Origin of the sequence: Clostridium sp., assembly GCF_034179595.1 — a bacterium.
GTDB lineage: Bacteria > Bacillota > Clostridia > Clostridiales > Clostridiaceae > Clostridium.
This window is the reverse complement of record NZ_JAXFPT010000021.1, coordinates 16,750-41,880: the sequence shown is the minus strand read 5'-3', so window position 1 is coordinate 41,880 and position 25,131 is coordinate 16,750. Positions and strand designations below refer to the sequence as shown.

At 25.9% G+C, this 25,131-nt stretch carries 33 protein-coding genes; all 33 read right to left on the bottom strand.

Translation table 11 applies throughout. The features are described from left to right. Window positions 1–146: 146 nt before the first annotated feature. A complete protein-coding gene (gene spoIVB, locus SPJ33_RS02605; RefSeq protein ID WP_321116429.1) occupies window positions 147–1,328 on the bottom strand; it encodes a SpoIVB peptidase in 1,182 nt (393 codons plus the stop codon). Between the two features lie 159 nt (window positions 1,329–1,487). Further along, window positions 1,488–3,179, bottom strand: coding sequence for a DNA repair protein RecN (gene recN, locus SPJ33_RS02600; RefSeq protein WP_321116428.1), 1,692 nt, complete (start codon window positions 3,177–3,179; stop codon window positions 1,488–1,490). A gap of 17 nt (window positions 3,180–3,196) precedes the next feature. Beyond that, entirely contained in the window at window positions 3,197–3,649 is a 453-nt protein-coding gene (locus SPJ33_RS02595; RefSeq protein WP_321116427.1) for an arginine repressor, read from the bottom strand. 22 nt (window positions 3,650–3,671) lie between these two features. Then, on the bottom strand, window positions 3,672–4,499 hold the full coding sequence (locus SPJ33_RS02590; RefSeq protein ID WP_321116426.1) for an NAD(+)/NADH kinase: 828 nt from the start codon (window positions 4,497–4,499) through the stop codon (window positions 3,672–3,674). Between the two features lie 14 nt (window positions 4,500–4,513). Continuing rightward, the gene (locus SPJ33_RS02585; protein ID WP_321116424.1) at window positions 4,514–5,323 is read right to left on the bottom strand and encodes a TlyA family RNA methyltransferase; all 810 of its coding nucleotides are present in this window, start codon (window positions 5,321–5,323) and stop codon (window positions 4,514–4,516) included. Beyond that, the gene (gene dxs, locus SPJ33_RS02580) at window positions 5,313–7,199 is read right to left on the bottom strand and encodes a 1-deoxy-D-xylulose-5-phosphate synthase (RefSeq protein WP_321116423.1); all 1,887 of its coding nucleotides are present in this window, start codon (window positions 7,197–7,199) and stop codon (window positions 5,313–5,315) included. The genes SPJ33_RS02585 and dxs overlap by 11 nt, the downstream gene beginning before the upstream one ends. 18 nt (window positions 7,200–7,217) lie before the next feature. Beyond that, on the bottom strand, window positions 7,218–8,087 hold the full coding sequence (locus SPJ33_RS02575) for a farnesyl diphosphate synthase (RefSeq protein ID WP_321116422.1): 870 nt from the start codon (window positions 8,085–8,087) through the stop codon (window positions 7,218–7,220). After that, window positions 8,077–8,298 (bottom strand): exodeoxyribonuclease VII small subunit, encoded by a 222-nt coding sequence (locus SPJ33_RS02570; RefSeq protein WP_321116421.1) that lies wholly within the window; start codon window positions 8,296–8,298, stop codon window positions 8,077–8,079. The genes SPJ33_RS02575 and SPJ33_RS02570 overlap by 11 nt, the downstream gene beginning before the upstream one ends. Further along, window positions 8,282–9,505 carry an exodeoxyribonuclease VII large subunit gene (xseA, locus tag SPJ33_RS02565; protein WP_321116419.1) on the bottom strand — a complete coding sequence of 408 codons (1,224 nt, stop codon included), beginning with the start codon at window positions 9,503–9,505 and terminating at the stop codon, window positions 8,282–8,284. Before xseA ends, SPJ33_RS02570 begins: the two co-directional genes overlap by 17 nt. After that, window positions 9,495–10,343 carry a bifunctional 5,10-methylenetetrahydrofolate dehydrogenase/5,10-methenyltetrahydrofolate cyclohydrolase gene (locus SPJ33_RS02560; protein ID WP_321116417.1) on the bottom strand — a complete coding sequence of 283 codons (849 nt, stop codon included), beginning with the start codon at window positions 10,341–10,343 and terminating at the stop codon, window positions 9,495–9,497. The genes xseA and SPJ33_RS02560 overlap by 11 nt, the downstream gene beginning before the upstream one ends. 11 nt (window positions 10,344–10,354) lie before the next feature. Continuing rightward, a complete protein-coding gene (gene nusB, locus SPJ33_RS02555; RefSeq protein WP_321116416.1) occupies window positions 10,355–10,759 on the bottom strand; it encodes a transcription antitermination factor NusB in 405 nt (134 codons plus the stop codon). Between the two features lie 114 nt (window positions 10,760–10,873). Beyond that, window positions 10,874–11,257, bottom strand: coding sequence for an Asp23/Gls24 family envelope stress response protein (locus SPJ33_RS02550; RefSeq protein WP_321116415.1), 384 nt, complete (start codon window positions 11,255–11,257; stop codon window positions 10,874–10,876). A gap of 81 nt (window positions 11,258–11,338) precedes the next feature. Then, window positions 11,339–11,851: a SpoIIIAH-like family protein gene (locus SPJ33_RS02545; RefSeq protein WP_321116414.1), complete on the bottom strand. Its 513-nt coding sequence runs from the start codon at window positions 11,849–11,851 to the stop codon at window positions 11,339–11,341. Between the two features lie 37 nt (window positions 11,852–11,888). After that, a complete protein-coding gene (gene spoIIIAG / locus SPJ33_RS02540; RefSeq protein WP_321116412.1) occupies window positions 11,889–12,494 on the bottom strand; it encodes a stage III sporulation protein AG in 606 nt (201 codons plus the stop codon). A 13-nt stretch (window positions 12,495–12,507) separates the two neighbouring features. Continuing rightward, window positions 12,508–13,086, bottom strand: coding sequence for a stage III sporulation protein AF (spoIIIAF, locus tag SPJ33_RS02535; protein ID WP_321116411.1), 579 nt, complete (start codon window positions 13,084–13,086; stop codon window positions 12,508–12,510). 5 nt (window positions 13,087–13,091) lie between these two features. Beyond that, window positions 13,092–14,270: a stage III sporulation protein AE gene (spoIIIAE, locus tag SPJ33_RS02530; RefSeq protein ID WP_414627198.1), complete on the bottom strand. Its 1,179-nt coding sequence runs from the start codon at window positions 14,268–14,270 to the stop codon at window positions 13,092–13,094. Window positions 14,271–14,306: 36 nt separating this feature from the next. Beyond that, window positions 14,307–14,690, bottom strand: a complete 384-nt coding sequence (spoIIIAD, locus tag SPJ33_RS02525) for a stage III sporulation protein AD (RefSeq protein ID WP_321116408.1) — start codon at window positions 14,688–14,690, stop codon at window positions 14,307–14,309. 11 nt (window positions 14,691–14,701) lie between these two features. Further along, entirely contained in the window at window positions 14,702–14,899 is a 198-nt protein-coding gene (gene spoIIIAC / locus SPJ33_RS02520) for a stage III sporulation protein AC (protein WP_321116407.1), read from the bottom strand. Between the two features lie 14 nt (window positions 14,900–14,913). After that, on the bottom strand, window positions 14,914–15,432 hold the full coding sequence (locus SPJ33_RS02515) for a stage III sporulation protein AB (protein ID WP_321116406.1): 519 nt from the start codon (window positions 15,430–15,432) through the stop codon (window positions 14,914–14,916). After that, window positions 15,420–16,340 (bottom strand): stage III sporulation protein AA, encoded by a 921-nt coding sequence (gene spoIIIAA, locus SPJ33_RS02510; RefSeq protein ID WP_414627197.1) that lies wholly within the window; start codon window positions 16,338–16,340, stop codon window positions 15,420–15,422. The genes SPJ33_RS02515 and spoIIIAA overlap by 13 nt, the downstream gene beginning before the upstream one ends. A 141-nt stretch (window positions 16,341–16,481) precedes the next feature. Further along, window positions 16,482–16,847 carry a CD1247 N-terminal domain-containing protein gene (locus SPJ33_RS02505; RefSeq protein ID WP_321116404.1) on the bottom strand — a complete coding sequence of 122 codons (366 nt, stop codon included), beginning with the start codon at window positions 16,845–16,847 and terminating at the stop codon, window positions 16,482–16,484. Window positions 16,848–16,909: 62 nt separating this feature from the next. After that, window positions 16,910–17,467, bottom strand: a complete 558-nt coding sequence (gene efp / locus SPJ33_RS02500) for an elongation factor P (RefSeq protein ID WP_321116402.1) — start codon at window positions 17,465–17,467, stop codon at window positions 16,910–16,912. Window positions 17,468–17,680: 213 nt separating this feature from the next. Then, the gene (locus tag SPJ33_RS02495; protein WP_321116401.1) at window positions 17,681–18,031 is read right to left on the bottom strand and encodes a hypothetical protein; all 351 of its coding nucleotides are present in this window, start codon (window positions 18,029–18,031) and stop codon (window positions 17,681–17,683) included. After that, the gene (locus tag SPJ33_RS02490) at window positions 18,028–18,420 is read right to left on the bottom strand and encodes a hypothetical protein (RefSeq protein ID WP_321116400.1); all 393 of its coding nucleotides are present in this window, start codon (window positions 18,418–18,420) and stop codon (window positions 18,028–18,030) included. Before SPJ33_RS02490 ends, SPJ33_RS02495 begins: the two co-directional genes overlap by 4 nt. 4 nt (window positions 18,421–18,424) lie before the next feature. Next, window positions 18,425–18,994: a hypothetical protein gene (locus tag SPJ33_RS02485; protein ID WP_321116399.1), complete on the bottom strand. Its 570-nt coding sequence runs from the start codon at window positions 18,992–18,994 to the stop codon at window positions 18,425–18,427. After that, window positions 18,995–19,405 carry a hypothetical protein gene (locus tag SPJ33_RS02480; protein WP_321116398.1) on the bottom strand — a complete coding sequence of 137 codons (411 nt, stop codon included), beginning with the start codon at window positions 19,403–19,405 and terminating at the stop codon, window positions 18,995–18,997. A 29-nt stretch (window positions 19,406–19,434) separates the two neighbouring features. Continuing rightward, window positions 19,435–19,914 (bottom strand): hypothetical protein, encoded by a 480-nt coding sequence (locus SPJ33_RS02475; protein WP_321116397.1) that lies wholly within the window; start codon window positions 19,912–19,914, stop codon window positions 19,435–19,437. Next, on the bottom strand, window positions 19,875–20,342 hold the full coding sequence (locus SPJ33_RS02470; protein ID WP_321116396.1) for a hypothetical protein: 468 nt from the start codon (window positions 20,340–20,342) through the stop codon (window positions 19,875–19,877). The genes SPJ33_RS02475 and SPJ33_RS02470 overlap by 40 nt, the downstream gene beginning before the upstream one ends. Next, window positions 20,323–20,757, bottom strand: coding sequence for a type II secretion system protein (locus tag SPJ33_RS02465; protein WP_321116395.1), 435 nt, complete (start codon window positions 20,755–20,757; stop codon window positions 20,323–20,325). Before SPJ33_RS02465 ends, SPJ33_RS02470 begins: the two co-directional genes overlap by 20 nt. Window positions 20,758–20,759: 2 nt before the next feature. Further along, window positions 20,760–21,791, bottom strand: coding sequence for a type II secretion system F family protein (locus tag SPJ33_RS02460; RefSeq protein WP_321116394.1), 1,032 nt, complete (start codon window positions 21,789–21,791; stop codon window positions 20,760–20,762). After that, the gene (locus SPJ33_RS02455; protein ID WP_321116393.1) at window positions 21,763–23,154 is read right to left on the bottom strand and encodes a GspE/PulE family protein; all 1,392 of its coding nucleotides are present in this window, start codon (window positions 23,152–23,154) and stop codon (window positions 21,763–21,765) included. The genes SPJ33_RS02460 and SPJ33_RS02455 overlap by 29 nt, the downstream gene beginning before the upstream one ends. Window positions 23,155–23,235: 81 nt before the next feature. Beyond that, window positions 23,236–24,246 (bottom strand): hypothetical protein, encoded by a 1,011-nt coding sequence (locus SPJ33_RS02450; protein ID WP_321116392.1) that lies wholly within the window; start codon window positions 24,244–24,246, stop codon window positions 23,236–23,238. 28 nt (window positions 24,247–24,274) lie between these two features. Next, a complete protein-coding gene (gene dapF / locus SPJ33_RS02445) occupies window positions 24,275–25,093 on the bottom strand; it encodes a diaminopimelate epimerase (protein ID WP_321116391.1) in 819 nt (272 codons plus the stop codon). Window positions 25,094–25,131 lie beyond the last annotated feature (38 nt).

Here is a 25,131-nt window from a genome sequence, read left to right as displayed (position 1 = left end):
ACCTTATTTTTTAGTTTTAGTCTATACTTTTTAATATTATTTTATTTATTTTTTCATTTTTCTATGTTCATTTACTTTATAATATTTCTTTCCTTAAAATAAAAAAATTTAGTAGTAGCTTAGACATTATAAGCTACTACTAAATTTTATCCTATTATTCCTGCATCTTTTAGCATCCAATCTATATAAATTCCATATCCTGTATCAGGTTTATTTATAAGAACATGTGTTACTGCTCCTATTATTTTTCCGTCTTGTATTATAGGGCTTCCACTCATTCCTTGAATAATTCCTCCAGTCTTTTCTAAAAGTTCTGGATCAGTAACCTTTATTATCATGCTTTTAGGACTAGGATTATCTTGATTTAACTTTTTAACTATTTCTATTTCATATTCTTTAGGTCCATTTTCATCTATTGTAGTTATTATTTTAGCCTTACCAATTTTAATTTCATCCCTAGACCCTACTGGAAGCGGACTTGTTCCTGTTTGTTTTAGATAATTACTTTTTTTGCATCCAAAAATCCCACATTGAGTATTTTTTTCAATATTTCCAATTGGACTATCTTCATTTGTAAAAATACCTTTTAATTCTCCTGGTATTCCCTTTTCACCTTTTCTTAAACTAATCACAGATGCTTCTAATAATTCTCCAGATTTAACAGTAAATCTAGTGTTTGTATCTCCATCTGTTATTGGATGACCTAATGCTCCAAATTTTCCACTTTTATCATCATAAAAGGTTAAAGTACCAACTCCAGCTGTTGAATCCCTTATCCAAAGGCCTAATTTATAATCATTATCTTCTTTTTTCATATTTACTAATTTAGTGATATTTTTTCCATCTCTATTTATTACTAAACTAATCTTTTCATCTTTTGAATTTCTGACTATACTCATTATTTCTTTAGCTGTATAAACTTTTTTTCCATTAACCTCAGTAATTAAATCACCTAGTTCTATACCATAAATTTTTGCTGGACTTTGACTTTTTTCTTCATCTTTGATTATATCAGAATAACCTACAACTAATACACCATTAGATGATAATCTTACACCAACACTAGTTCCACCAGGATATAATCTTAACTCTTTTACACTTTTTGTAGTAGCAAACTCAAGAGGATTCGCTCTAATTAAGTCTATATTTTTAGTATTATTGCAGACTGAATTATTAATACAATTAATATTACTTAAAATAGAATCTGATTTTGTATCACTTGCATATGTCTCATTTGATACACCATTAATAACAAAAATCATAGTCAATATAAGAATAGTTATCAAGGTTATTAAGAAACTTATTGATTTTACTGCTCTCTTTTTCATCTCTTCTCCTCCTTTGTCTATGTTCTTAAGTTACCCTGAAGACATGCCATCTATTCTATATTAACTTTACTATAATAGACAAATTTTTTTAAAATAAAAAAATAAAACCACAGAGTTAACGTAGTTTTATTTTTTCCTCATACACGCTTATATATGTATTTATATTGCTTTTAATTCTCTTTTTTTTGTATTTGAATTGTTAAACATCTCTCTTACATTTTCCAAAGTTGCATTAGTTACACTATCTCCACCTAACATTTCAGCTACTTGATGTATTTTCTCATCAGTTGATAATAATTTTATTTTTGTAAATGTTTTGTCATTTTTAACTTCTTTACTAACAAAATAGTGGTGATCAGATAATATAGCAATCTGTGGAAGATGTGTTATACATAAAACTTGATGATTTTTAGATACTTGATACATTTTTTCTCCAACTCTTTGACCAACTTGGCCACTAATTCCAGTATCTATTTCATCAAATATTAATGTTGGAATATCATCTTTATCTGCAAAAACACATTTTAATGCAAGCATTATTCTAGATAATTCTCCACCTGATAAAACTTTTTCAAGAGATTTTAAAGGTTCTCCAGGATTAGTTGAAATCATAAAGGTTACATCATCAAACCCTTTTTCATTAAAATCATCTTTAAATTCTACAAGTATATTCATTTTTGATTTATCTAGTCCAACATAAGCTAATTCTTTTAAAATCTTTTCTTCAAGCTCACTGCTATAAGACTTTCTAATAGAAGAAATCTTTTCGCCTACTTTTTGCATTTTTTCAAAAATTTCTTTTTCTTTTTGTTCTAATTCTTTTATTATTTCTTCAGAATGAACTAACTCTTCATATTGTTTTTTTAAATCATTATAATTAGATATAGCATTTTCAACTGATCCACCATATTTCTTCTTATAATTATTTATAGTAAATAGTCTTTCGTTTATCCTTGATAATTCCTCTTCATCATATTGGATTTCATCTGACATATCTCTAATTTCTCTTGAAGCTTCTTCTATATTATAAAAAGCTTCTTCTATAACTTCTCTTTTTTCTTTTATTTTGATAAAGTGTTCTTCAACAGAAGTTAATTCTGATATTACCTTAGATAAAGATTCTAGTATGCTTGAAGATTCCATTCCATTTAAAAAATTATAGCTATTACTAAGTGCAAGTGTTATTTTCTCTGAATTAGATAAAATATCAAATTCTTTTTTAAGCTCTTCTTCTTCACCTATTTTTAGTTTTCCTTTTTCTATATCTTCAATTTGAAATTTAATATAATCTACTAATTTATCTCTATCTTTACTTCCATTAATGTCTTTTATCTTTTCTCTAACATTTAATAATTCTTCTCTTAAAGCTCCAAATTTATCTAGTTCTTTTTTAATTTTTTCACCAATATAATTATCTAAATAATTTACATGCTTACCTTTTTGAAGTAAGCTTTGACTTTGATGTTGTCCATGAATATCTAATAATCTTTCTCTTATTCTTTTTAGTTGAGATACAATTAAACTTCTATTATTTACTTTTACAATACTTTTTCCACTTAAAAGTGTTTCTCTTGATATTATTAATGTATCATCAAATTCTATTTGAAATTCATTTAATATATCAAAAAGTTTATTGTCTTTAATATCAAATATAGCTTCAACTTGAGTCTTTTTTTCTCCTGTTCTTATTAAGTCTTTTGAAAATTTACCCCCAAGTACATAGTCTATTGCATCTATTAAAATTGATTTACCAGCACCAGTTTCTCCAGATAATATATTAAATCCTTCACCTAAATCTATAGATAAATCTTCAATAAGTGCAAAATTTTTAATATTTAGCTGTACTAACATCTATATCACCCATAACTCTACTCATTAATTCTATCTTTTATACTAGATACAAGCTTTTCTGCCCCTTCAATACTTCTAACTAAAATAAATATAGTATTATCCCCTGCAACAGTACCTGCTATATCTTCAAAGCCTAAACTATCAATAGCTTCAGCAGCTGCTGATGCACCACCTGTAAAAGTTTTTACAACTACCATTTTATCTACATTTTCAACATGTGTAACTGCATTTTTTAATATGTTTACAAGTTTATCATTAATGTTAGATGATTCTTTTGTAGGAACAACATATTTATATTTTCCTGAAGTTGATTGTATCTTTAATAATTTTAAATTCTTAATATCTCTTGAAACAGTTGCTTGAGTAACATCAAATCCTGATTTTTTTAACTCTTCTGCAAGCTCTTCTTGAGTTTCTATATCTTTTTCTTTAATAATTTCTAATATTTTTGTATGTCTTTTTGACTTCAATGTATTTCACCATCTCATTCTATCATTTACTTAAAATCTTAGTTCTTAAGACTTTAAAATAATCATAATCATCAAATTGTATTAACTTTACTTCTTTTTCCGCTCTATTTATTTCAATTATAGCCTTTTTATTTACTTCATATACTTTTTGACCATCAACAGTTAAATAAATATCCTCTTCTTCATGAAATGTATTAATTTTTATCTTGCTATCTCCTCTAAGCACCATAGTTTGCATACTTTTTGTATGTGGACAAATAGGAGTTATTAATATAACATCTAAATCTGGATAAATAAATGGTCCTCCTGCTGAAAAAGAATATGCTGTAGAACCTGTAGGTGTTGCAATAATAAGTCCATCTCCTTTAAAAGAACTATAATATTTATCATCAACATATATATCAAATTTAGTCATTCTTGATAGTGTTCCTCTTGCAATTACAATATCGTTTAAAGCTATCTGATCATCATTTTTTATATTATTTATGCTGCATTTTAAAAGCATTCTCTCTTCTACTTTAAAAAGATTATTTTTAAGCTTAAATATAGCTTTGTCTATATCTGAGATATCAACACTACTTAAAAACCCAAGATTTCCAATATTTATTCCAAGAAGTGGTATGTCTAACTTGCTTGATATTTTTCTTGAAACTCCAAGTAAAGTTCCATCCCCACCTAATACAATAAGAATCTCCATATCTTTTGAGATATCACTTACATTTATCTCATATGTATTGAATATATCTATTTTAATATCTTTAAATGCATCCTTTAACTTTTTAACAACTAAATTAAGAATGTTTCCTTCTAAATCTTTAGAATTATTTATTGCAATACCTATGTGTTTCATAAACACCCTACCTTCTATATTTCTAAATGTGAAGCAGATACTACTTTTTCTATATCTTCCATTTTAAAATCACTATTTTTTTCTTTATCCTTAGTAAAATATACTAAGTATTCTATATTTCCTTCTGGTCCCTTTATAGGAGAATAGCTAACTCCTAATACATTTAGGTTATTTTCTAGTAAGTAATTAACTATAGAAGTTACTACTTCTTTATGAGTGCTTTCTTCACGAACTACACCTTTTTTACCTACTTTTTCTCTTCCAGCTTCAAATTGAGGCTTAATTAAAGCAACAACTTCCCCATCATCTTTTAAAAGGTTTATAGTAGCTGGCATTATTGTCTTTAGTGATATAAAAGAAACATCTATTGATGCAAAATCAATCTTTTCTCCTATGTCTTCTGGTGTTACGTATCTTATGTTAGTACGTTCCATGCAAACAACTCTTTCGTCTGTTCTTAACTTCCATGCAAATTGTCCATAACCAACATCTACTGAAAAGACTTTTTTAGCTCCATTTTGAAGCATGCAATCTGTAAATCCACCTGTTGATGCTCCAATATCCATACAAACTTTCCCTTGCAAAGTTAATGGAAATTCTTTTAAAGCTTTTTCAAGTTTAAGTCCACCTCTACTAACATAAGGTATAGTATCTCCCTTAAATTCTATATCAGAAGTTACACTAACCTTTGCTCCTGCCTTATCAACTCTTTGGCCATCTACAAATACTTTTCCTGCCATTATATTTGTTTTAGCTCTTTCTCTTGATGCTATTATTCCTCTTTCTACTAATAATACGTCAAGTCTTTCTTTTTTATCTGCCATTTTTATCTCCTTGTTTTAGCAATCTTAATACTTCTTCTTTTATTCCTTTAGGATCTAAATTCCAATCATTATAAAGAATTGTAGTATCACCTTGTTCAACAAATTTATCATCATAACCTAAAGCCTTAAACTTACCTTTAAATCCATAATGATTAAGTGATAATAATATATTTGATCCTAAGCCACCTTTAATCACATTATCTTCTATTGTTATTATATCATATCCTTTTTCTGATAATTCTTTTAGTATTCCTTCATCAAGTGGTTTTATAAATGTTGCATTAATAAGTTTAGGATATATACCTTCTTTATTTAAAAGCTCATTTGCTAATATTGCATGCTGACTCATCTTACCAGTTGCAATTATTGCACACTTACAGTCTTTACCTTCTTCTAAAACTTCCCACTTAGAAAACTCTACCTTTTCTATTGGTTTAAGTTTTGAAATCACATCTCCACCCCTTGGATATCTTATAGCTACAGGCTTATCTTGATTAAAAGCCCATTTTAAAAGAATATCAACTTCCTCTAAGCATTTAGGAGCAATCACTGTAATATTTGGTATAATTGAAAGGTATGATATATCAAATATACCTTGATGTGTTTCTCCATCTTCACCAACTAATCCTGCTCTATCTATAGCGAGTACAACTGGAAGCTCTTGAATACATACATCATGTAATACTTGGTCAAATGCTCTTTGAAGAAATGTTGAATATACAGCAAATACTGGCTTTAATCCAGCACATGCCATTCCAGCTGCTAATGTTACTGCATGCTGTTCTGCTATTCCAACATCAAAAAACCTTTCAGGATATTCTTCCATAAATTGTCTAAGTCCTGTTCCATCAGGCATAGCTGCTGTTATTGCTACTATATCTTTATTTTCTTTAGCTAACTTAACTAATGAATTACCAAAAACTTTAGAATAATTACATTTTGCTATACTTTTAGGTTCTCCGCTTTCTAAATTAAATGGAGAAACTCCGTGGTATTTATCAGGATTTTTCTCTGCAAATTCATATCCTCTACCTTTTTGAGTTACAACATGAATTATTACAGGTTCATCTATATTTTTTGCTTTTGATAATACATCCTTCATAGCACTTATATTATGCCCATCTATAGGTCCTAAATATTTAAGTCCCATATCTTCAAATAACATAGATGGCATAACTAACTGTTTTATACTACTTTTCACTCTACTAAGCTTTTTGGCAATTCCTTTTCCAAATGAACTAGCACCTAATTTACTATTTATTCCTTTTTTGAATTTATTATACTCAGGTTCTATTCTTACTTTACTTAAATAAGATGATAGCCCTCCAACATTATTTGATATAGACATTTGATTATCATTTAAAATTACAATCATTTTTGTTTTTTTAAAGCCTAAATCATTTAATGCCTCAAGTGCCATACCACCAGTTAAAGCACCATCTCCTATAACAGCTATTATATTGCTATCTTCATTTTTTAAATCTCTAGCTCTAGCAAAACCTAATGCAGCTGATATAGAAGTGCTACTATGGCCAGTATCAAAAAAGTCATATATACTTTCATTTCTTTTTGGGAATCCACTCATACCATTATGTTTTCTTAACTTTTCAAAATCATCTTTTCTACCAGTTAATATTTTATGAATATAAGTTTGATGCCCAACATCCCATATTATTTTATCTTTTTTAAAATCAAATTCACTAAATAAGCTAAGGGTTAATTCAACAACACCAAGGTTAGAAGCAAGATGACCACCTGTTTTAGATACTGAATCTATTAAAAAATTTCTTATCTCATCTGATAGTTCATACATATCAGATATACTTAAACTTTTCACATCTTCAGGAGATTTTATTTTATTTAAAATATCCTTCATACTACCCCAACCCTCTTCTTAAAATTCCCTTACTAAAAGGTTTTTTGTTAATTCTACTAAATCATCTGTATTTACTGTTAAGCTTCTTAGTAATTCTATACATTCTTCTGTAAGCTTTTTGCATAAATCTTCACATTTTTCTATTCCATATACAGAAACAAAGTTTGTTTTGTCATTAGCTTCATCTGCATGAACTTTTTTGCCTAACTTTTTTTCATCTCCAACAACATCTAATAAGTCATCTTTTATCTGAAATACAAGTCCTAATTTTTCTCCAAAACTATTTAAATTATCTATATCTTGTTTTGGAGCTTCTGCAAGCAATGCACCAGATACTATTGAAGATCTTATAAGTTCTCCTGTTTTCTTAAGATGCATATATTTTAATTCATCTTCTGATATAGCCTTACCTTCACTTATAACATCAACAACTTGACCTCCAATCATTCCTTCAGATCCAGCTGCTTTTGCAATTTCAAGCGCTGCATTTAGTGCATTTACTCCATTTTCTTTTGCATTTTCCATAAGTAAAATCATAGCTTCATTTAAAAGTGCATCTCCTGCAAGTACTGCTATATTGTCTCCATACATTTTATGATTAGTAGGCTTACCTCTTCTAAAATCATCATTATCCATACATGGAAGGTCATCATGTATAAGTGAATACGTATGTATCATTTCTATAGCACTTGCTAATTTTAATGCCTTTTTCCAGTCCTTTTTATAAGCATTATATGTAAGTATTGATAATATAGGTCTTATTCTCTTTCCTCCTATATTTAAGCTATAGCTTTGAGCATCATATATTAACTTATTATAGTTATCTTTACCTAAAAAATAATTTTTTAAATATAAATCTATTTCACATTTTAAATCATTAATATCCATTGTTACTATCAAGCTCCACTTCTTCATTATCTTTTATTATAGATATTTTACCTTCATACTCATTTAAAGTCTTATAAAGTTTATTTATTAGTTTAATTCCTTTTTCATATTCTTTCATAGCTTCTTCTAAAGTTAATTCATTATTTTCAAGGTCATCTAAAATATCTCTTAAATTTTGAAGCATATCTTCATAACTAACTTTCCTTGCCATAATTTTCTCCTTTTTTATCAGGCCTAAATTCTCCTTTTATACTTCCATCTTTAAATATAATTTCTATATTTTTATCATCAATTAGCTCTTCTTTGCTCTTTATAACTATATCATCACTTTTTATAACTGAATATCCTTTATTTAAAATTGATAAAGGATTATTTGACATTAAAAGTGAATTTAACTCTTTTATTTTATCTTTTTCTTTATCTAATCTATTTTTAATAATCTTATCTAAGTCTTTTTTTATAGATCTAAGTTCTAGATTATTGCTTTCTATCTTAGAAATAGGAGAATTTAATGATAATATTCTTTTTAAAGAATCTAAATTATTTTTATTTGATTCTATTATACTATCAATATTTTTATTAAGTAAAGTTTCTATATTTATTAATTCATCTATCATTTCATTTTTATTATTTACAGCAATTTCTGCTGCTTGTGATGGAGTTGCAGCTCTTAAATCTGATACAAAATCTGAAATAGTATAATCAATTTCATGTCCTACTGCTGATATTATAGGAATTTTAGATTTAAATATTGAATAAGCTAGTTCTTCTTCATTAAAATTCCAAAGTTCTTCAGTAGATCCGCCACCTCTTCCGATTATTATAACATCAACTGATTTATTTTTATTAAAATATTCAATTCCTTTTATTATGGTTTTATATCCGCCTTCGCCTTGAACTTTTGCAGGATACAAAACGATATCAACTGATGTATTTCTTCGCCTTGAGACATTTAAGATATCATGTATTGCAGCTCCAGTACTAGCAGTTATAACTCCTATTCTCTTAGGATTTTTAGGTATTTCTTTTTTGTATTTTTCATCAAATATCCCTTCATTTGAAAGCTTTTGCTTTAATCTTTCAAATTCAATATGAAGCTTTCCAACTCCACTTTGTTCAATTTCTCTACAATAAAGCTGTAAATTCCCATTAACTACGTATATAGAAGCCTTTGCTTTAATAATTACTTCCATACCCTCTTCTAACACAAAGTCTAAATCTATTGCATCTTGTTTAAACATAACGCAATCTATTTTATTTATCTCATCTTTTAAAGAAAAATATATATGTCCGCTATAATGATACTTTAAATTAGAAATCTCTCCTTTTACAGAGAGATTATTTAATATAAAGTCATTATCTATAATTTTTTTTATATAATTATTAACCTCTGAAACCTTTAAAACTTTAATCTTCATTCTTTCTAGCTGCCTCACAAACATTATTAATTAAAAGTGTAGTTGTAAGTGCACCTACTCCACCTGGAACTGGAGTTATTAATGATGCTTTATCTAAAACGCTATCAAAATCAACATCACCTGTTATTTTTCCTTCAAATGATGAAGTTCCAACATCAATTATTATTGCACCATTTTTTACATACTCAGAGGTAATAAATTTTGGGCTTCCAATAGCTACAACTAGTATATCTGCCCTTTTACAAATTTCTTTTAAATTTTTAGTTCTTGAATGACAAATAGTAACTGTTGCATTTTCATTTAAGAACATTTCAAATGCTGGTTTCCCAACTATATTACTTCTACCTAAAATCACTACTTCTTTACCTTCTATATCCACATTATGTTCTTTTAATAATGTGATTATAGAATTAGGTGTACAAGGTAAAAACGTATCTTCTCCAAGATATAATTTCCCAACATTTTCATAAGTTAAGCAATCAATATCTTTTTTAGGAGATATTAAATTAATAACTTTCTTTTCATCAATATGTTTTGGCATAGGAAGCTGAATCATTATTCCATGAATGCTTTCATCATTATTTAATCTATGAATTTCTGATAAAAGATCTTCTTCTTTTATATTTTCATCTAATATAATTTTATCAAATAAAACTCCAAGAGAAGTTGCTATCTTCTCTTGTGAATTTAAATAGTATTTTGATCCATCATCATTTCCAACTAAAATAGATGCCATCTTAGGAACTTTTTTATTTTCTTTTATTCTGTTTTCTACAAAACTTTTTATACTTTCCTTAATGCTTTTTGAAACCTCTCTACCATTGATGATTTTATTCAAAATAAATCCCCCTATTTACCTTTATATATATTATCTAAAACTCCATTTATAAATGAAACTGATTTTTCATCTGAATATCTCTTTGTTATTTCTAGTGCTTCGTTTATAGCAACCTTTTCTGGTACATCATTTACATACTTCATTTCATAAACTGCAAGTCTTAATATTGCAAGATTTACCTTTGAAACTCTTTCTATTTTCCATTTTTGAAGATTTTCTTTTATTAAATTATCTATTGATTCTTTGTTTTCTTCTACACCTTTTAAAACTTCTTTTATGTAATCTAAATCTAAATTCTTTATATTTTCTTCATAATTATCAACAAAAGTTTCTATTACTTCATCATGTGACTCCTTTGTTAACATCATGCTAAATACTAATTCCATCGCTTTTTCTCTTGATAATTTTCTGCTCATATTTTCCTCCTAGTGACTTGTGTGTTTCTAATCTTATTATAGACTTATTCTAATAGTGTTAAACATTATATATTAAAGCAAGGAAACACCCTCTGAAAATATCAGAGGGTGAGCTTACATTTCCTTTGATTCTTTTTCTTGAGTCTTTGGTAGGTATATGTTTTGAACATATATATCTACACTGCTTACGATTAATCCTGTCATAGCTTCTACAGTATTTTTAACATTTTCTTGAACTGCTCCTATAACGTCTAAAATCTTCACACCATACTCTACAGTAACTGCCATTTCAATCTTTGCTCTGTCTTCCTCTAAAGTAACTTTAACAGATTTTCCTGATGATTTTTTACCTTTAAGTAGTTGTGATATGTTGTTTGTAACTCCGTGTTGGAATTCCATAACTCCATCGATTTCTTCAGCAGCAATACCAGCTATAACTGATACAACTTCATCTGAAATCTTAACAATTCCAATGTTTTCATTATTGAAGTTTTCCATTCACCTTGACCTCCTAGACTCCACATCTTGTGAAACTATTATCTTATGCCTATTATATCAAATATGAATTTATATTACAATTTATTTTTTTACTTCTATAGATATATCATTTATGTTTGCAACGTCTTGAACTATTTCTTGTATTTGTAAACTCATCTTTTCATCTATACCATCTGTTTTTACAAAAACCTTTGCTTTAGTTCCGTCTATAGTACATAATGCATCTTTTACACCTTTATTTTTTATGTTAATTTCAACTCTATTTTCATTATCTTTTTGTTTAGTTTTTTCTAAAAGTTGTTTTTGTGCACTAGTTTTTTGATCTTTTGAAGTATTACCATCTTCAATTATAGCTTTTAAGTTAGCAATAGTTTCTGCATCCTTTGATTCTTTTTCGCTTCTAGAATCATAGAAGAAATCTTTTTGAGCAACTGTTTCAGCATCTTTTGATTCTTCATCATCATTAGTTGAAAGCACTTGACTTAAATCTGTTGGATCATTTAAGCCTCCTTCATTAAGTTTTGTTGCTAAAAGCCCAACACAAATTATTAAACCTAGCAAAGTGAAAATAATACCAAATTGTTTTTTATTCATTTTAATAACCCCCCATCACTTTCTATTGAATTATATGCTAATTTTTCATAGAATATACATTTACTTTATCAATAGAAAGGTTATATAAATTTGATACAACTTTTTGTATTTCATACTTTGTTTTACTATTTTCAGCTCCTTCTGCTACAACAAAAACACTTATTACCTTTGGCTTATATGTTTGAATTATAAATGGTTCATTTCCCTTATTATCTGTTGTCATAACTACTTTTGAACCATCATTTTTTTGTTCATTTACACGTTTTCCACCTTCACTATCAGTTTCTTCTGTAACTGAAGTTTGAGTATCTTGATCATATGCTGGAACTTTTTTCTCTCCACTTTCAAAAGAAATCATAACGTCAACACTACCAACACCATCCATCTTTTTTAAGATTGATATAAGTTCTTCTTTTTGTTCTAATTCATATTGATTTGTTTCTTTGCTCTTATATGTGCTATCTTCTGAATCTTTATTTTCTACTAAACCTGACGTATAAACTTCTTCCTTATTATCAGAAGGTTTTACTACACTTAATCCTAAAAGCAATACTATAACAGCAATAACAATAGCAACTAATTTACTTACATTCTTACTTTTAAAAAAGTTATCTATACTCTTTCTTAATTTTTTTTTATCCACCCTTTTATCCCCTTTACTCTATTTTATATATGTCAATTTTATTCTCATCAATATTCAATTCTTTTGAGATAAATTTAACTACATCTTTATATTCTTTATTTACTGTATCTTTTTTATCTTTTTTAGAATTTATATCTACCTTGTCTATCTTTTCTACTTTCTTTACCTTTTTATCTTTAATCTGTATACTTAATTTATTTATTGTAAAATCGTTATCATTAAAATCTACTACACAATCAACATTGCATTTAAACTCTAAGTCTTTAAATTCTTGTTTTAACATACTTTCGCAATTTTTATTAAAGTTATCCTTAAAGCTATCTTCCTTTATTTTCATTATATTTTCGGTGCTTTCGTTATCTTTTTTATTAACATTATATTCTTCTTCATAACCACTAATTACATCTTTTAATTCTTGTTCACCATTTAAAATTATTGTTAAGATAGGATTTAAAATAACTGTTATAAGTATTAATCCTAAAACAAATTTTAAATACTTTTTCATGCTATTATCTGGTGCAATTAACTCAACTGCAGTCATAAATATTAATGTAGTTACTAGCGTGATCACAAATTTATTTAATAATTCCAAAAGATCTATCCTCCTACTATAAATTTACCAGCTGATGCCATTATTCCTAGCAAAATAAAGAACATAAGACTTACGCTCATAACACATGAAATAAGTAGTATAAGAGTATCTCCAGCTGATGCTATAGATGAAGTTATTCTTTTATCGCTTATAGGCTCAACTAAAGATGCTGATAATTTATATATAAATGACATAAGCATTAATTTTATTATTGGATATAATAGCACAAGTACAATTACAATAAGCCCTACACCTGTTACTGCATTTTTAATTATCAAAGAATAACCTGCAACTGATGTTATGGCATCTGAAAATGATTTCCCAACTATCGGAATAAAATTATCAATAGCAAATTTAGTCGTTTTTAAAGCAACTGCATCCATTGTATTTGCCGTAATACCTCTTATAGTTAAAGTAGCAATAAAAGCTGTTATAATTATTCCTTGAATCCAAAGTATTACTTGCTTCATTAATTTACACAAGTTATCTATTTTATGCTGATTTGACATATTATTTGCAAATTGCATTACAAAACTTATTAAAATCAAAGGTATTATTATAGTTATATATATCCTAGGTATTATTGTAACTGCTGTTAAAATTATTGGATCTAATGTGGCTGCTTGTACAAAACCTCCTGCTAAAGATATCATTGTAACTAATATAGGAAGTAAAGCTGCCATAAAATCTGCAATATCCTTAATCGTATCTGTTGCAACATCTATTGATATCATAAAGCTTTTTGTAAGTATCATAATTAATATTGAGTAACATGCAAAAAAAGCAATTTGCGATATATTGTCATTTTTAAAAGCGTCTTGTAAATTCTTTAATAAAGAACATAGTATAGCAATGACTATAATTGATATGACAAATTTTAATACGCTTCTAACTTCTTTAAATAATAGATTTACTACTGCCTTTAAAATCATTGAAAAACTTAAGTTTCCATGACCTTCTTTAATATAAGTTTTTACATATTCTACTGGATTAAGCTCATTTACTAATTCCACATCTGTTTTCATCTTATTTATATAATCATATAAATTGTTAAGTTCTTTATTAGCCTCATCATTAATAATCGTTTCTTCATTTATTTTTATAACGTTACCTTTAGCTTCTACAGCCTTTATATTAAGTGATGATATTTTTATAAATACAGCTAAAAAAATCATCATAAACATTAAAATCTTTTTAAATCTTGTATTCATAAACTTCACCTACAAAATCTTTAATATAGAATCTAAAACAGCCATAAGTATAGGTATTGCAAGAGATAAAATCATGATTTTCCCTGCAAATTCTACCTTAGAACCTATAGTTGATGCACCTGCATCTTTACATATCTCTGATGCAAATGATGCTAAATATGCAATAGCAAGTATTTTCATTATTATTCCTATATAAACAATATCTATCCCAGCTTTATTTGCAATACTTTTTAAAAATAAAACTATATTTTGAATTTCACCTATAGTAAAAATTAAAATAAGTGTCCCAGCTACAAGAGAAATTAATAAAGCTAAATCACTTCTTTTATCTTTAAAAAGAAGATATATAAATAAAGCTATAAGTGCAAAAGAAACTACTTTTAAAATACTCAAAACTTTTCACCTTATAACATAAACATAGTTTTAACTGATTGAAATAAATCTCCAATAAGTGAAACAATCATAAGTAATATAATGACTACTCCAGCTATATTAGTTATTACTGCTATGTCATCCTTTCCACTACTTTTTAAAACTTTATCTAATACTACTAATAATATTCCAGCACCACCAATTTTAAATAATATACTTACATCTAACATGAAAACCTCCTATTTTATAATAAAAATATTATTACCATTGCACCTATGCATATACCTAAATACCTATAAAGCTTAGTGTTTTTATTTGCTATTATTTCTGAATCTTTTATATTAATATTTAAGTTAGATATAACTAGATTAAACATCTTTTCTTGACCATATACTCCAAGTTCACCTAATGATTTTAAAAAATCTGATATAACTCTTTCATCTTCTTTATTTAAATAAAATTTATCCTTTTTATTTATATAAGCATTATTAAATTCATCATATACACTTTCTCCCTCACCTTTTGATAGCAAACTAGCTACATCTTTAAATAAATCATCAAAAGGTTCTCTACACTTTGTTCCAATTGAAAATAGTGCCTCAGGTAATGGAGTCATATTATATACAATTTCATTTTGAAGAAGTAATATACTTTTTAATATCTCTTTAAGATTTTCGTGTCTTTTTTTAAATCGTTCTCCTAGAATATATCCACCATAACAAAAGCAGCAAAATATTAATAATAAACATATTATTTTAAACATATTATTTCACCATCTCTCTTTATGGAATATATATTTTCAATTGTCCCAACGCCTAATCTATTGCTTAACACTATTATTCTTTCTATAATTCCACTTAATAAAAAATCATCAAAAGCTCTTCTTTTTTTAATATCACCAAGACTTGAACCATGCACAGTAACTACAATATTCACACCTGAATTAAATGCTGTATTTAATGCATCTATATCTTCCTTTGTTCCAATTTCATCACATATTAAAACATCTGGTGATAATGATCTTATAGCCATAAGCATTCCTTCTCTTTTTAAACAATTATCTAAAACATCTGTTCTAATCCCTAAATTCATCTGAGGAATACCATTATAGCTAGCCCCTATTTCGCTTCTTTCATCTATTACAACAACCTTTTTACCAGTTAGATTTTCTTTTAAACTGCCAGATGATAAAACCCTTGTTATATCTCTTAAAATCGTTGTTTTACCACATTTTGGTGGCGATATAATAAGCGTATTTTTAATAATATTATTACTTACTATATATTTAAGAACATCTTTGCTACATCCAATTACTTCTTTAGATATTCTTATATTTAAAGATGAAATATTTTTTATCGTCTTAATCTTGTTATTCTCCATAACACATTCGCCAGCTATACCAACTCTATGTCCACCTTTTAATGTTATAAAGCCTTGCTTTATCTCTTCTTCATAAGCATATATAGAATAATTAGATATTCTCTGAATTATAAATTTAAAATCCTCTTTAGTAACATTATTAGATAAAATAATTTCTCCTCTATCTGTATATAAAATTATTGGCTTTTCTATTTTTATGCGTATTTCTTGAATTTTTTCATCTTTATATTTATTGATTTCATCTAAAATTTTTGACGGAAAAATATTTAACTGTAATTTTTCTTTTATCACTCACTCTACCTCCTTCTGTACTATATCCTTTTATTCTTTATAATTAATATTTCTTTTAGAGATTAAATATTACTGTTTTTTAAAAAAATATGTAAAATAGGCATAAAAAAAAGAGCTTTGAAATCAAAACTCTTTAAATAACTACTTTATCATATTATTATTACAATATGGACATGGTATATTATTGTTTTCTTCTATAGCTGAAGCTTCAACAAATACAGGTTTATTACAATGAGCACATTTTATTTCCTTGTATTCATCTTCTATTTCAGTTAATTCTTCTAATGAAACTTCCTCAAATAATTCTTCTTGAATTCCTGAAAGATCATCATCCATATATTCTAAATTTTCTTGCATTGTTTCTTGGTTTATAGCAAGTTCTTCAATTTTATCTGTTATATCATTTAATATATTAAAAACTTTACTTAATATTTCTTTATCTTTATCAGTTTCTAATTCTTTTATAAAACTATTTAACTCTTGAATTTCTTTTCTTATATGATTCAAATCAACACTTCCCTTTATATTAAAATTGCTAAGTTCTTAGAACTTAGCAATTTATTATAATATTAAACTCTTTCCATGTATTCGCCAGTTCTTGTGTCGATTCTTATAGTGTCTCCTTCGTTAACGAACATTGGAACGTTTATTACAGCACCTGTTTCTACAGTAGCTGGCTTTAATGTATTTGTTGCAGTATTTCCCTTAACACCTGGTTCACTGTGTGTTATTAATAATTCAACAAAATTTGGAGCTTCAACTGAGAAAGCATCACCTTTATAGAATTTAATAATAGCAAACATATTTTCCTTTAAGTATTTTATAGCGTCTTCAACTTTTTCATAATTTAAAGGAATTTGATCATATGTTTCTTGATCCATGAAGTAGTATAACTCTCCATCAGTGTATAAATATTGCATTTCTTTTCTTTCAATTACAGCTTCTTGGAACTTAGCTGTTGGGTTGAAAGTTGTATCAGTAACTCCTCCTGATATAACGTTTCTTAACTTTGTTCTAACAAAAGCTGCACCTTTTCCTGGTTTAACATGTAGAAAGTCTACAACTGTATATACTTGTCCTTCATGTTCGAAAGTTGTACCTTTTCTTAAATCTCCTGCTGATATCATTAAATATCCCTCCAAAAGTATAAATTCAATTCCAAATAAGTTATAGTATTAAGTTTAATCATATATAATCATAATTTGGTTTCTTCTGACATACAATGTTATTTTATCAAAAGTTACTGTTAAATGCAATTAAATAACTTAGTAATTTAACAGTATTTTTATATATTTAAATTGTTTCCTTAAATATTATTATATATTTTATCAGTTTTTATACTACTCAAGTAATAAATTAAGCAAAAATCTTTTATTTTCATACTTTATTTCATAATCTGATATATTATATTCCTTAATGTTATTCATAAAATCAATTAAGCTTTTTTTATCGCCTTTAAAATCTATGTCTATTTTTGTTTTATCCTCATTATCTATGCTATTAATTTTTACACCTTTAATATTTTTAAAATCATTAAAAACTTTATCAATATCTTTTTTATTATAAGTGCATTCTATAATATTTTCATTACTCTCTATATTTTGTTCTTTCTTATTGTAGCTACTCCAAATAATCCCCTGAACAATTATAAGAATAATTAATAATGTATGTTTTATATAAAGCTTTTTCATCTTTCATCTCCAACCACATCTATAAAATATCCTCTTTCGTCATTATTTATCTTTATTATATTTGTTTTTTCTTTAATTTTTTCTAATGATTTATTATTCTTTATAAGCATTTCCCCACTATTATTTTTTATTTCTCCTAAATTTGAATAAGTTTCTAATATTTCAGCCCACTTAATAACTTCTTTTTTAAAATCAAAAAAGCCTTTATCTTTAGTTACCTCTAAAGATATATCTTCATTTAAATTTTTATTTTGCATAATGTTATTTATGTTAATTGGTAATACTAAAAGATTTCCTAGTAATAAAATTATAAGTCCTCTTTTTATGCTTTTCTCTTCTTTTTTAGCTTTTATTTTTAAAAACTTTTCTGGAATAAAATTTTTATTCATAAGATTAAACCTCTTCAATAATTAGATTTTTATACTTAAATGGATAATCAAATTTTCCTTTTATTATATCTTTCTCTTCTATGATTTTTTCATCTATGCTAAACAATACATTTTTAATTATTATATTGTTTTTAACTTCTATATAATAATGCTTATCTTCAATTTCTATTAAAGCTTCAAAATTTCTTTTTTTAATATTTTTTCGTATATTTTTTAACATCAGAAATTGAATTGGAGTAACTTTTATCTTATTAAGGTAATCTAAAAAAGGCATAAGTCTATCTCCACCTTTTATCGCATATATAAAAGTCTTTTTTTCTTTATTATCAATACAAAAATGTATTAAATAATTATCTGAATTAAATTCCTTTTTAATTTTATCGTTTATTATAGTTTTAATCTCCGAAATTTTAGTTGTATCATACTGCTTTATATAGATCTCTTCATCTAATATTATAAAACTTCCCTTTTTCTTCTTTTTAATAGTATCTTTCATATTTTCTATATTAATTTTTTCAAATCCAAATCTGTACTGATCTTTACATATGATAAATTCTTTATTATTTAATATCACTTAACTTAAAACCTCTCTTTTTAATACAAGATTTATTTTAAAATTTTTATTATCCTCTTCTTCTGTATCTTCTTTATCTATAAAATACTTATTATAAGTACAATACATAAAATCTTCTATTTTGTTTTTTCCATAACTTATCTTAAAAGTATCTGTATTTTTACAGTAAAACAATTTAATAATATATTCTTCACTGTTTACTATGTATTTTATATCTCTATCCATGTTATTTATAATTTCATCATTATTTCTTTCAATCCACTTATTAGTTGTTTCTATTATAGTTTTTTGCACTGCATTTAAATCTTTAATGCTTTTAGTTACATTGTATTTAGTGCTGTATCTTAAGTTCATCTTAAATATAGTCATTCCACTTATAAGTAATATCGTTATAAAAATGATTAAATTCATAGAATTTAACAAAATATATCCTTTTCTTTTTATAAACATATAAAATACTCTCTTTCATCGACTTTAAGTTCAGCATATAATAAATTTTTCTTTACATATATATTAAATTTTTCTACATCTTTTAAAATTAAATTTGATGTTTTAAATTCCTTAATTCCATCATTAATTTTATAATATTTTACTTTCAAGTTTCCATCTATAACTTCAAACTCTTTTAAGCTTATCTCATTATAGTCATCTACTTTTTCTTCATATTCTTTTATTATTTGTATACGATTGTTTTTTACCATATAAGTTGTATTATCAGATTCATTAAATATTTTTCTAATATTTAAAATAGCATTATCTATAGAGTCTTCACGATTAATTAGTTCTGCTCTTGTAACAGCATACTTATATGCTTCTAGCGTTGTATTTACTATTATCATAGTTAATAAGCTTGAAATAAATATATAAGCAATACACTCAATTAATGTATTACCTCTTTTACATCTTTTTCTTCCATCCAAAGCTCTTTTTCTACCTCTTTTTCTAAAATTATATCTTTATTATTTTCAAAAAATCTAAAGTTTAGTAAAAGCCTATTGTCTTCATTTTTTATCTTAATTATCTCTATAAACTTATTTAAATCAGTACTATTTATATCTAATACATTATCTGTTTTAAGCTTTTTTAAAGTATTATTATCTATGCCTATTTTTATTTTATCCTCCTTAAATTTATCTTCTAACTCCTCTATACTTGTATTAAATTTAATTTCATTTATTATATTGCTAAATATGATGCTATCTACTCTCATATCATTTCTTATTTTAAATGACTTATTATCTACCTTAACCATATTTAAGAATAATGTAAAACCTATACATATAACAAATATAGCTAAGATACATTCAAGAATCATTGAACCCTTGCTTTTAAATTTTACTTTTTTCAATATTTATATAGTCAACTCCTACTCTAATTATTATCTTATACATTTCTTTATCTTTAATATTTTCTAATATAGTTGTGCTAGCTATTGCCTGCCCCTTAGAAGTTATATTAATATTTTTATTTTTTATAAGTTCAATATAGTTAGGTATATCGATAGAATTTATTTCATCATCTTTATTCATTAGTTTTATCTTTTTATTTTCATTTTCTATTACTATATTTAAGTCTACTTCATTATCTAATGCATCTACTTTACCTTCTGTTATTAAATGCTTAAATGATACTAAAAAATTTTCTATTTCAACATCTCTGTTTAGTTTTTTATAATATCTAATTGATGTTCCGCTAAACGTAAAAATAATAGATACTATAGCTAAAACCACAATAACTTCTATTAAAGTAAAGCCTTTTTTCACCTTTATACCATTCCTCCATACATTCCATCAAACATCGGTAATATAAAAATACCAAGAAAAAATACAACTAAAAACGCCATAAGTATTATTACAGTTGGCTGAAATAATGCTGTGATTTTCTTAAATCTATCATTACAATTTTTGCTTAATGTTTCAGTTAAAGATTCAAGCCTCTCATCTAAAGAACCACTTTCTTCTCCAAGTTTAATTATTGCAATAGTATATTTTGAAGGCTTAATCACATTACTAATTGCACTTGAAATGTCTTCTCCTTTTAAGATTTTTTCATTTAACTTTTTATACAATTCGTTTTTACTGTTTTCTTCCTCGCAATACTTTAATGCTAAGGATAGATTAATTCCACTTGAAACAATAACCTTTATAAGCAAAATAATTTCATACTCTCTTATCTCTTTTAATATATTTACTTTTTTCATAAGCATAGAGGTTATATTTTTAAAATATGGCTTAATTAATATTATAGGTATTATAACTCCCCATATAATAATAAAAGAAAAGGCTGATATTTTAGATTCATTAGCCCACTTAGAAAAATTTAAAATTAGCTTTGTTATATAAGGAAGATTTCCACCTAAAGATAAATATATTTCTTCTAGCTGTGGAATTAAAAAGAATATAAAGAAATTACACATAAGTAACATACTTCCTAATAAAAATGCTGGATATATAGAAGCTCCTATTATTTCTTTTTTTATGTTATCTTTTCTTTTATAATATATACTCATCTCTCTAAATACATCATTTAATTTTCCTGTCTTTTCTCCAATAGAAATCATCCCAGCTAAAAATTGTGGATACAAATAATCAAATTTAGAAAATCCTTCACTTAAACTTGATCCTTTTTTAACTTCATCTGATATATTTTTTATTGATAATTTATAATCTTTTTTTAATGGAAATTCCTCTAATAATTCAATTGACTTTGCCATTTGAAGTCCATCGTTATATAAAGAATATAAATTTTCACATATTATAGATATATCTTTATAAGAATACTTCTTTATTTTCTTCATATCTTGTTAAATCTTCTCCATTAATAAATTTTTTATATTGGTTATGACTTATTATTCCTTCTAATAATAATTTCCTACATACTTCATACATTTGTTTATTTGAAAATAATTCTATATCAGAATAAATATCTTTAAATTTTCTTTTCTTATCTTCTCCTATAAAATGAACAGCACAAACCAATCTTCTTCCCTTAATTCCAGTAAAGTTACATTCTTCACATCCATTTTCTTTGTAAAGGTTATGAACTTTCCCCTCAAAAATATCTTCATATTTTATTTTGCAATTATTGCAAAGACAGCCTATAAGTCTTTGTGATATAGCTCCTACTAAAGAATCCTTTATCAAATAATTCTTTATATTCATATCTTCAAGTCTTAAGAAAACTTCTCTGCTAGATTTAGTGTGAATTGTAGAATATACCTTATGTCCAGTAATTGCAGCTCTTATTGCCATACTAGCTGTCTCTTCATCTCTGATTTCACCAACCATTATTACATCTGGATCCTGTCTTAATATGCTCCTTAGCCCTTCTGCAAATCCAAAATTAATTTTTCTATTAACATTCATTTGATTTATTCCTTGAATATTGCATTCAACTGGATCTTCTATTGTTGTTATATTTATATCTTTTTCTTTAATACTTGAGATAATTGAATATAATGTACTAGATTTTCCACTTCCAGTTGGGCCATTTATTATTACCATCCCATTTTTTATGTTTATTATCTTCTTTAGATTTTCTAATTGATAATCAAGCAATTTTAATCCTTCTATACTGTAATCTAATTTTTCTTGATATAAAATTCTTATTACCATTTTCTCACCATATATTACAGGCACAGTAGATATTCTACAATCAAATGTATCTAAATCATTTGTTATTAAAAACTTTCCATCTTGAGGTTTTCTTTTTTCTGTGATATCCATATTTGCATTTAATTTAATCCTAGATAGTATTTGATTATAATCTTCTTTTCTTAATTTCCCTATAATTGTTAGCATACCATCTATTCTAGCTCTTATAATTACAGAATTTTTTGAAGGTTCAAAATGAATATCACTTCCATTTTTATTTATTACCTTTAAAATAATTTCCTTTTCTATATCTTTATAGATATCAAACCTAATAGAAGAAAATAATTTATTGAATTTAATTTCATCAACATTTATAAAATTCGCCTTTTTTCCAAATAAAAACTCAACAAAATCCTTCTTTTCATTATTTTCATTGCAAGTTACTACGAAAATTTCTGAATTCTTTTCATATAAAGGTATTATCTTAAGTTCAATCATCTTTTCTGACTGTATTTTATATACACAATCTAAGTTAGCTTTTTCTATTAAACTCTTTATGAAGTCCACCTCCCTTTTATCTTGATTATTTCCATATTTTGTAAAAATATTCTAAGTAAATAAAAAAAAAGCCTTGATTAAATCAAGACTTTAATTAATATTTATAAAATTATAATTTCCCTCTCTATTACTTACAAGCGAAATGCTTCCATCACTATATGAAAAAACATCTTCATTATTATTGTTATCTGTATCATTAGATCCTATAAATAAAATATCTTTATCTGCTCCAAAAGATAATCCTTTATCTACATTAATATTTTTAGGAAATGAATATACTAATCGTTTAGCATCTTCTTTATCTATTCTGTATAATGATGGTAGATTTTCTGTTTCTGTTCCTAAAACATAATAATTATCTGATACTTCTATAATATCTTTAATATTTTTAAATCTATCACTAATATCTTCTATATTATTATCTATATTGATCTTTTTTAATAGATTTTTATCTTCCCCTGTCTTTTGAAGTATTAAAACTCCATTATCGCTTGATTTTAAAAACTCAACATATCCACTATCTAGCTTATATAATAATTCTTCTTTCTTTGCATTTAAATCAAACTTAAATATTCCATTTACATTATCACTAGATATTCCATAATAAACTATAGAATCATTACCTAAAAAATCATAAAACTCTCCTGATATTGCTACATCAGAATTTATTTCTATTTCTTTATCATTCTTTAATGATAATACCTTTAATTTATATCCATCATCATAAACCATATATGAAACATAATTTCCATCTTTAGATATCTTCATAAAACTATAATTTTTATCTTTTATTTCTTTTTCTTTTCCATCATGATAAATATAGTGTTTATTATCCCTTAAAAATATATATGTTCCACTTTCTATATTATAATTTGTTATAATATCACTAGTTTTTAAATTTTCATATTTTCCATCTTTAAAATTTAAAGTATTGTATTTTCCGTTTTCTTCTAATAACACAGCCCCATATTGTACCTTTATTGCTTCTACGTTATCACTTGTAAGCCCATCATTTTGCACTTTTTTTTGAGTACATGCAGTTAGAATAAATGAAAAACTTAAAAAAATTAATATATATATTGGTCTTTTTTTTAATACCATTCATTCTATCTCCTATTCTAATTATATTTTATAAAGTTTCACCCACACAAATATATTCTGCATTTCCAGTCATATATACTCCGTCATCTTCAATTTCTATAGTTAACTTTCCACCTGGAAGATTTGCTAATACTTTTTTATTTATTAGATTAAATCTATTTGCAACAACAGCTGATGCACAAGTACCAGTTCCACATGCAAGAGTTGCACCTGCTCCTCTTTCCCATGTTTTAACATTCATATTATCTTTATCTATTATTTCTACAAAATTTACATTAGTTCCTTCACTAAAGTATTCAAATTTCTCTATAAATTCACCTTCATTAACATCATATTTTTCAGTATCTTCTATAACAATTGTATGAGGCACTCCCATTAATACAGATGTTAATTTATATTCTTTATTATTTATTATTGTTTTTTCATTTATTAATTCTTTTTTATTATTTAAAGGAATATCGTTTCCAGAAAATGAAGGCATACCCATATTAACCTTAGCTCCAACAATTTTCCCATCTTCTTTTATAAGCGTTATGATTTTAATTCCATCTCCAGTTTCAACTGTAAAGTTTGTATCTTTAACATATCCTTTATCATAAACATATCTTCCAAAGCATCTTATTGCATTTCCACACATATTAGCTCTAGATCCATCACTATTTATAATAGTCATCTTCATGTTGGCAACATCAGAATTTCTTACAACAACTAATCCATCAGCTCCAATTCCAAAATGCCTATCACAAACTTTTTTTGCAATTTTAGTTTCATCATTTAAAAGTTTATTATCTAAATCTTCTATAAAAATAAAATCATTTCCTATTCCTTGCATCTTTGTAAATTTCATATTTTATTCCTCCTAAAGCACTGATTATTAAATTGATT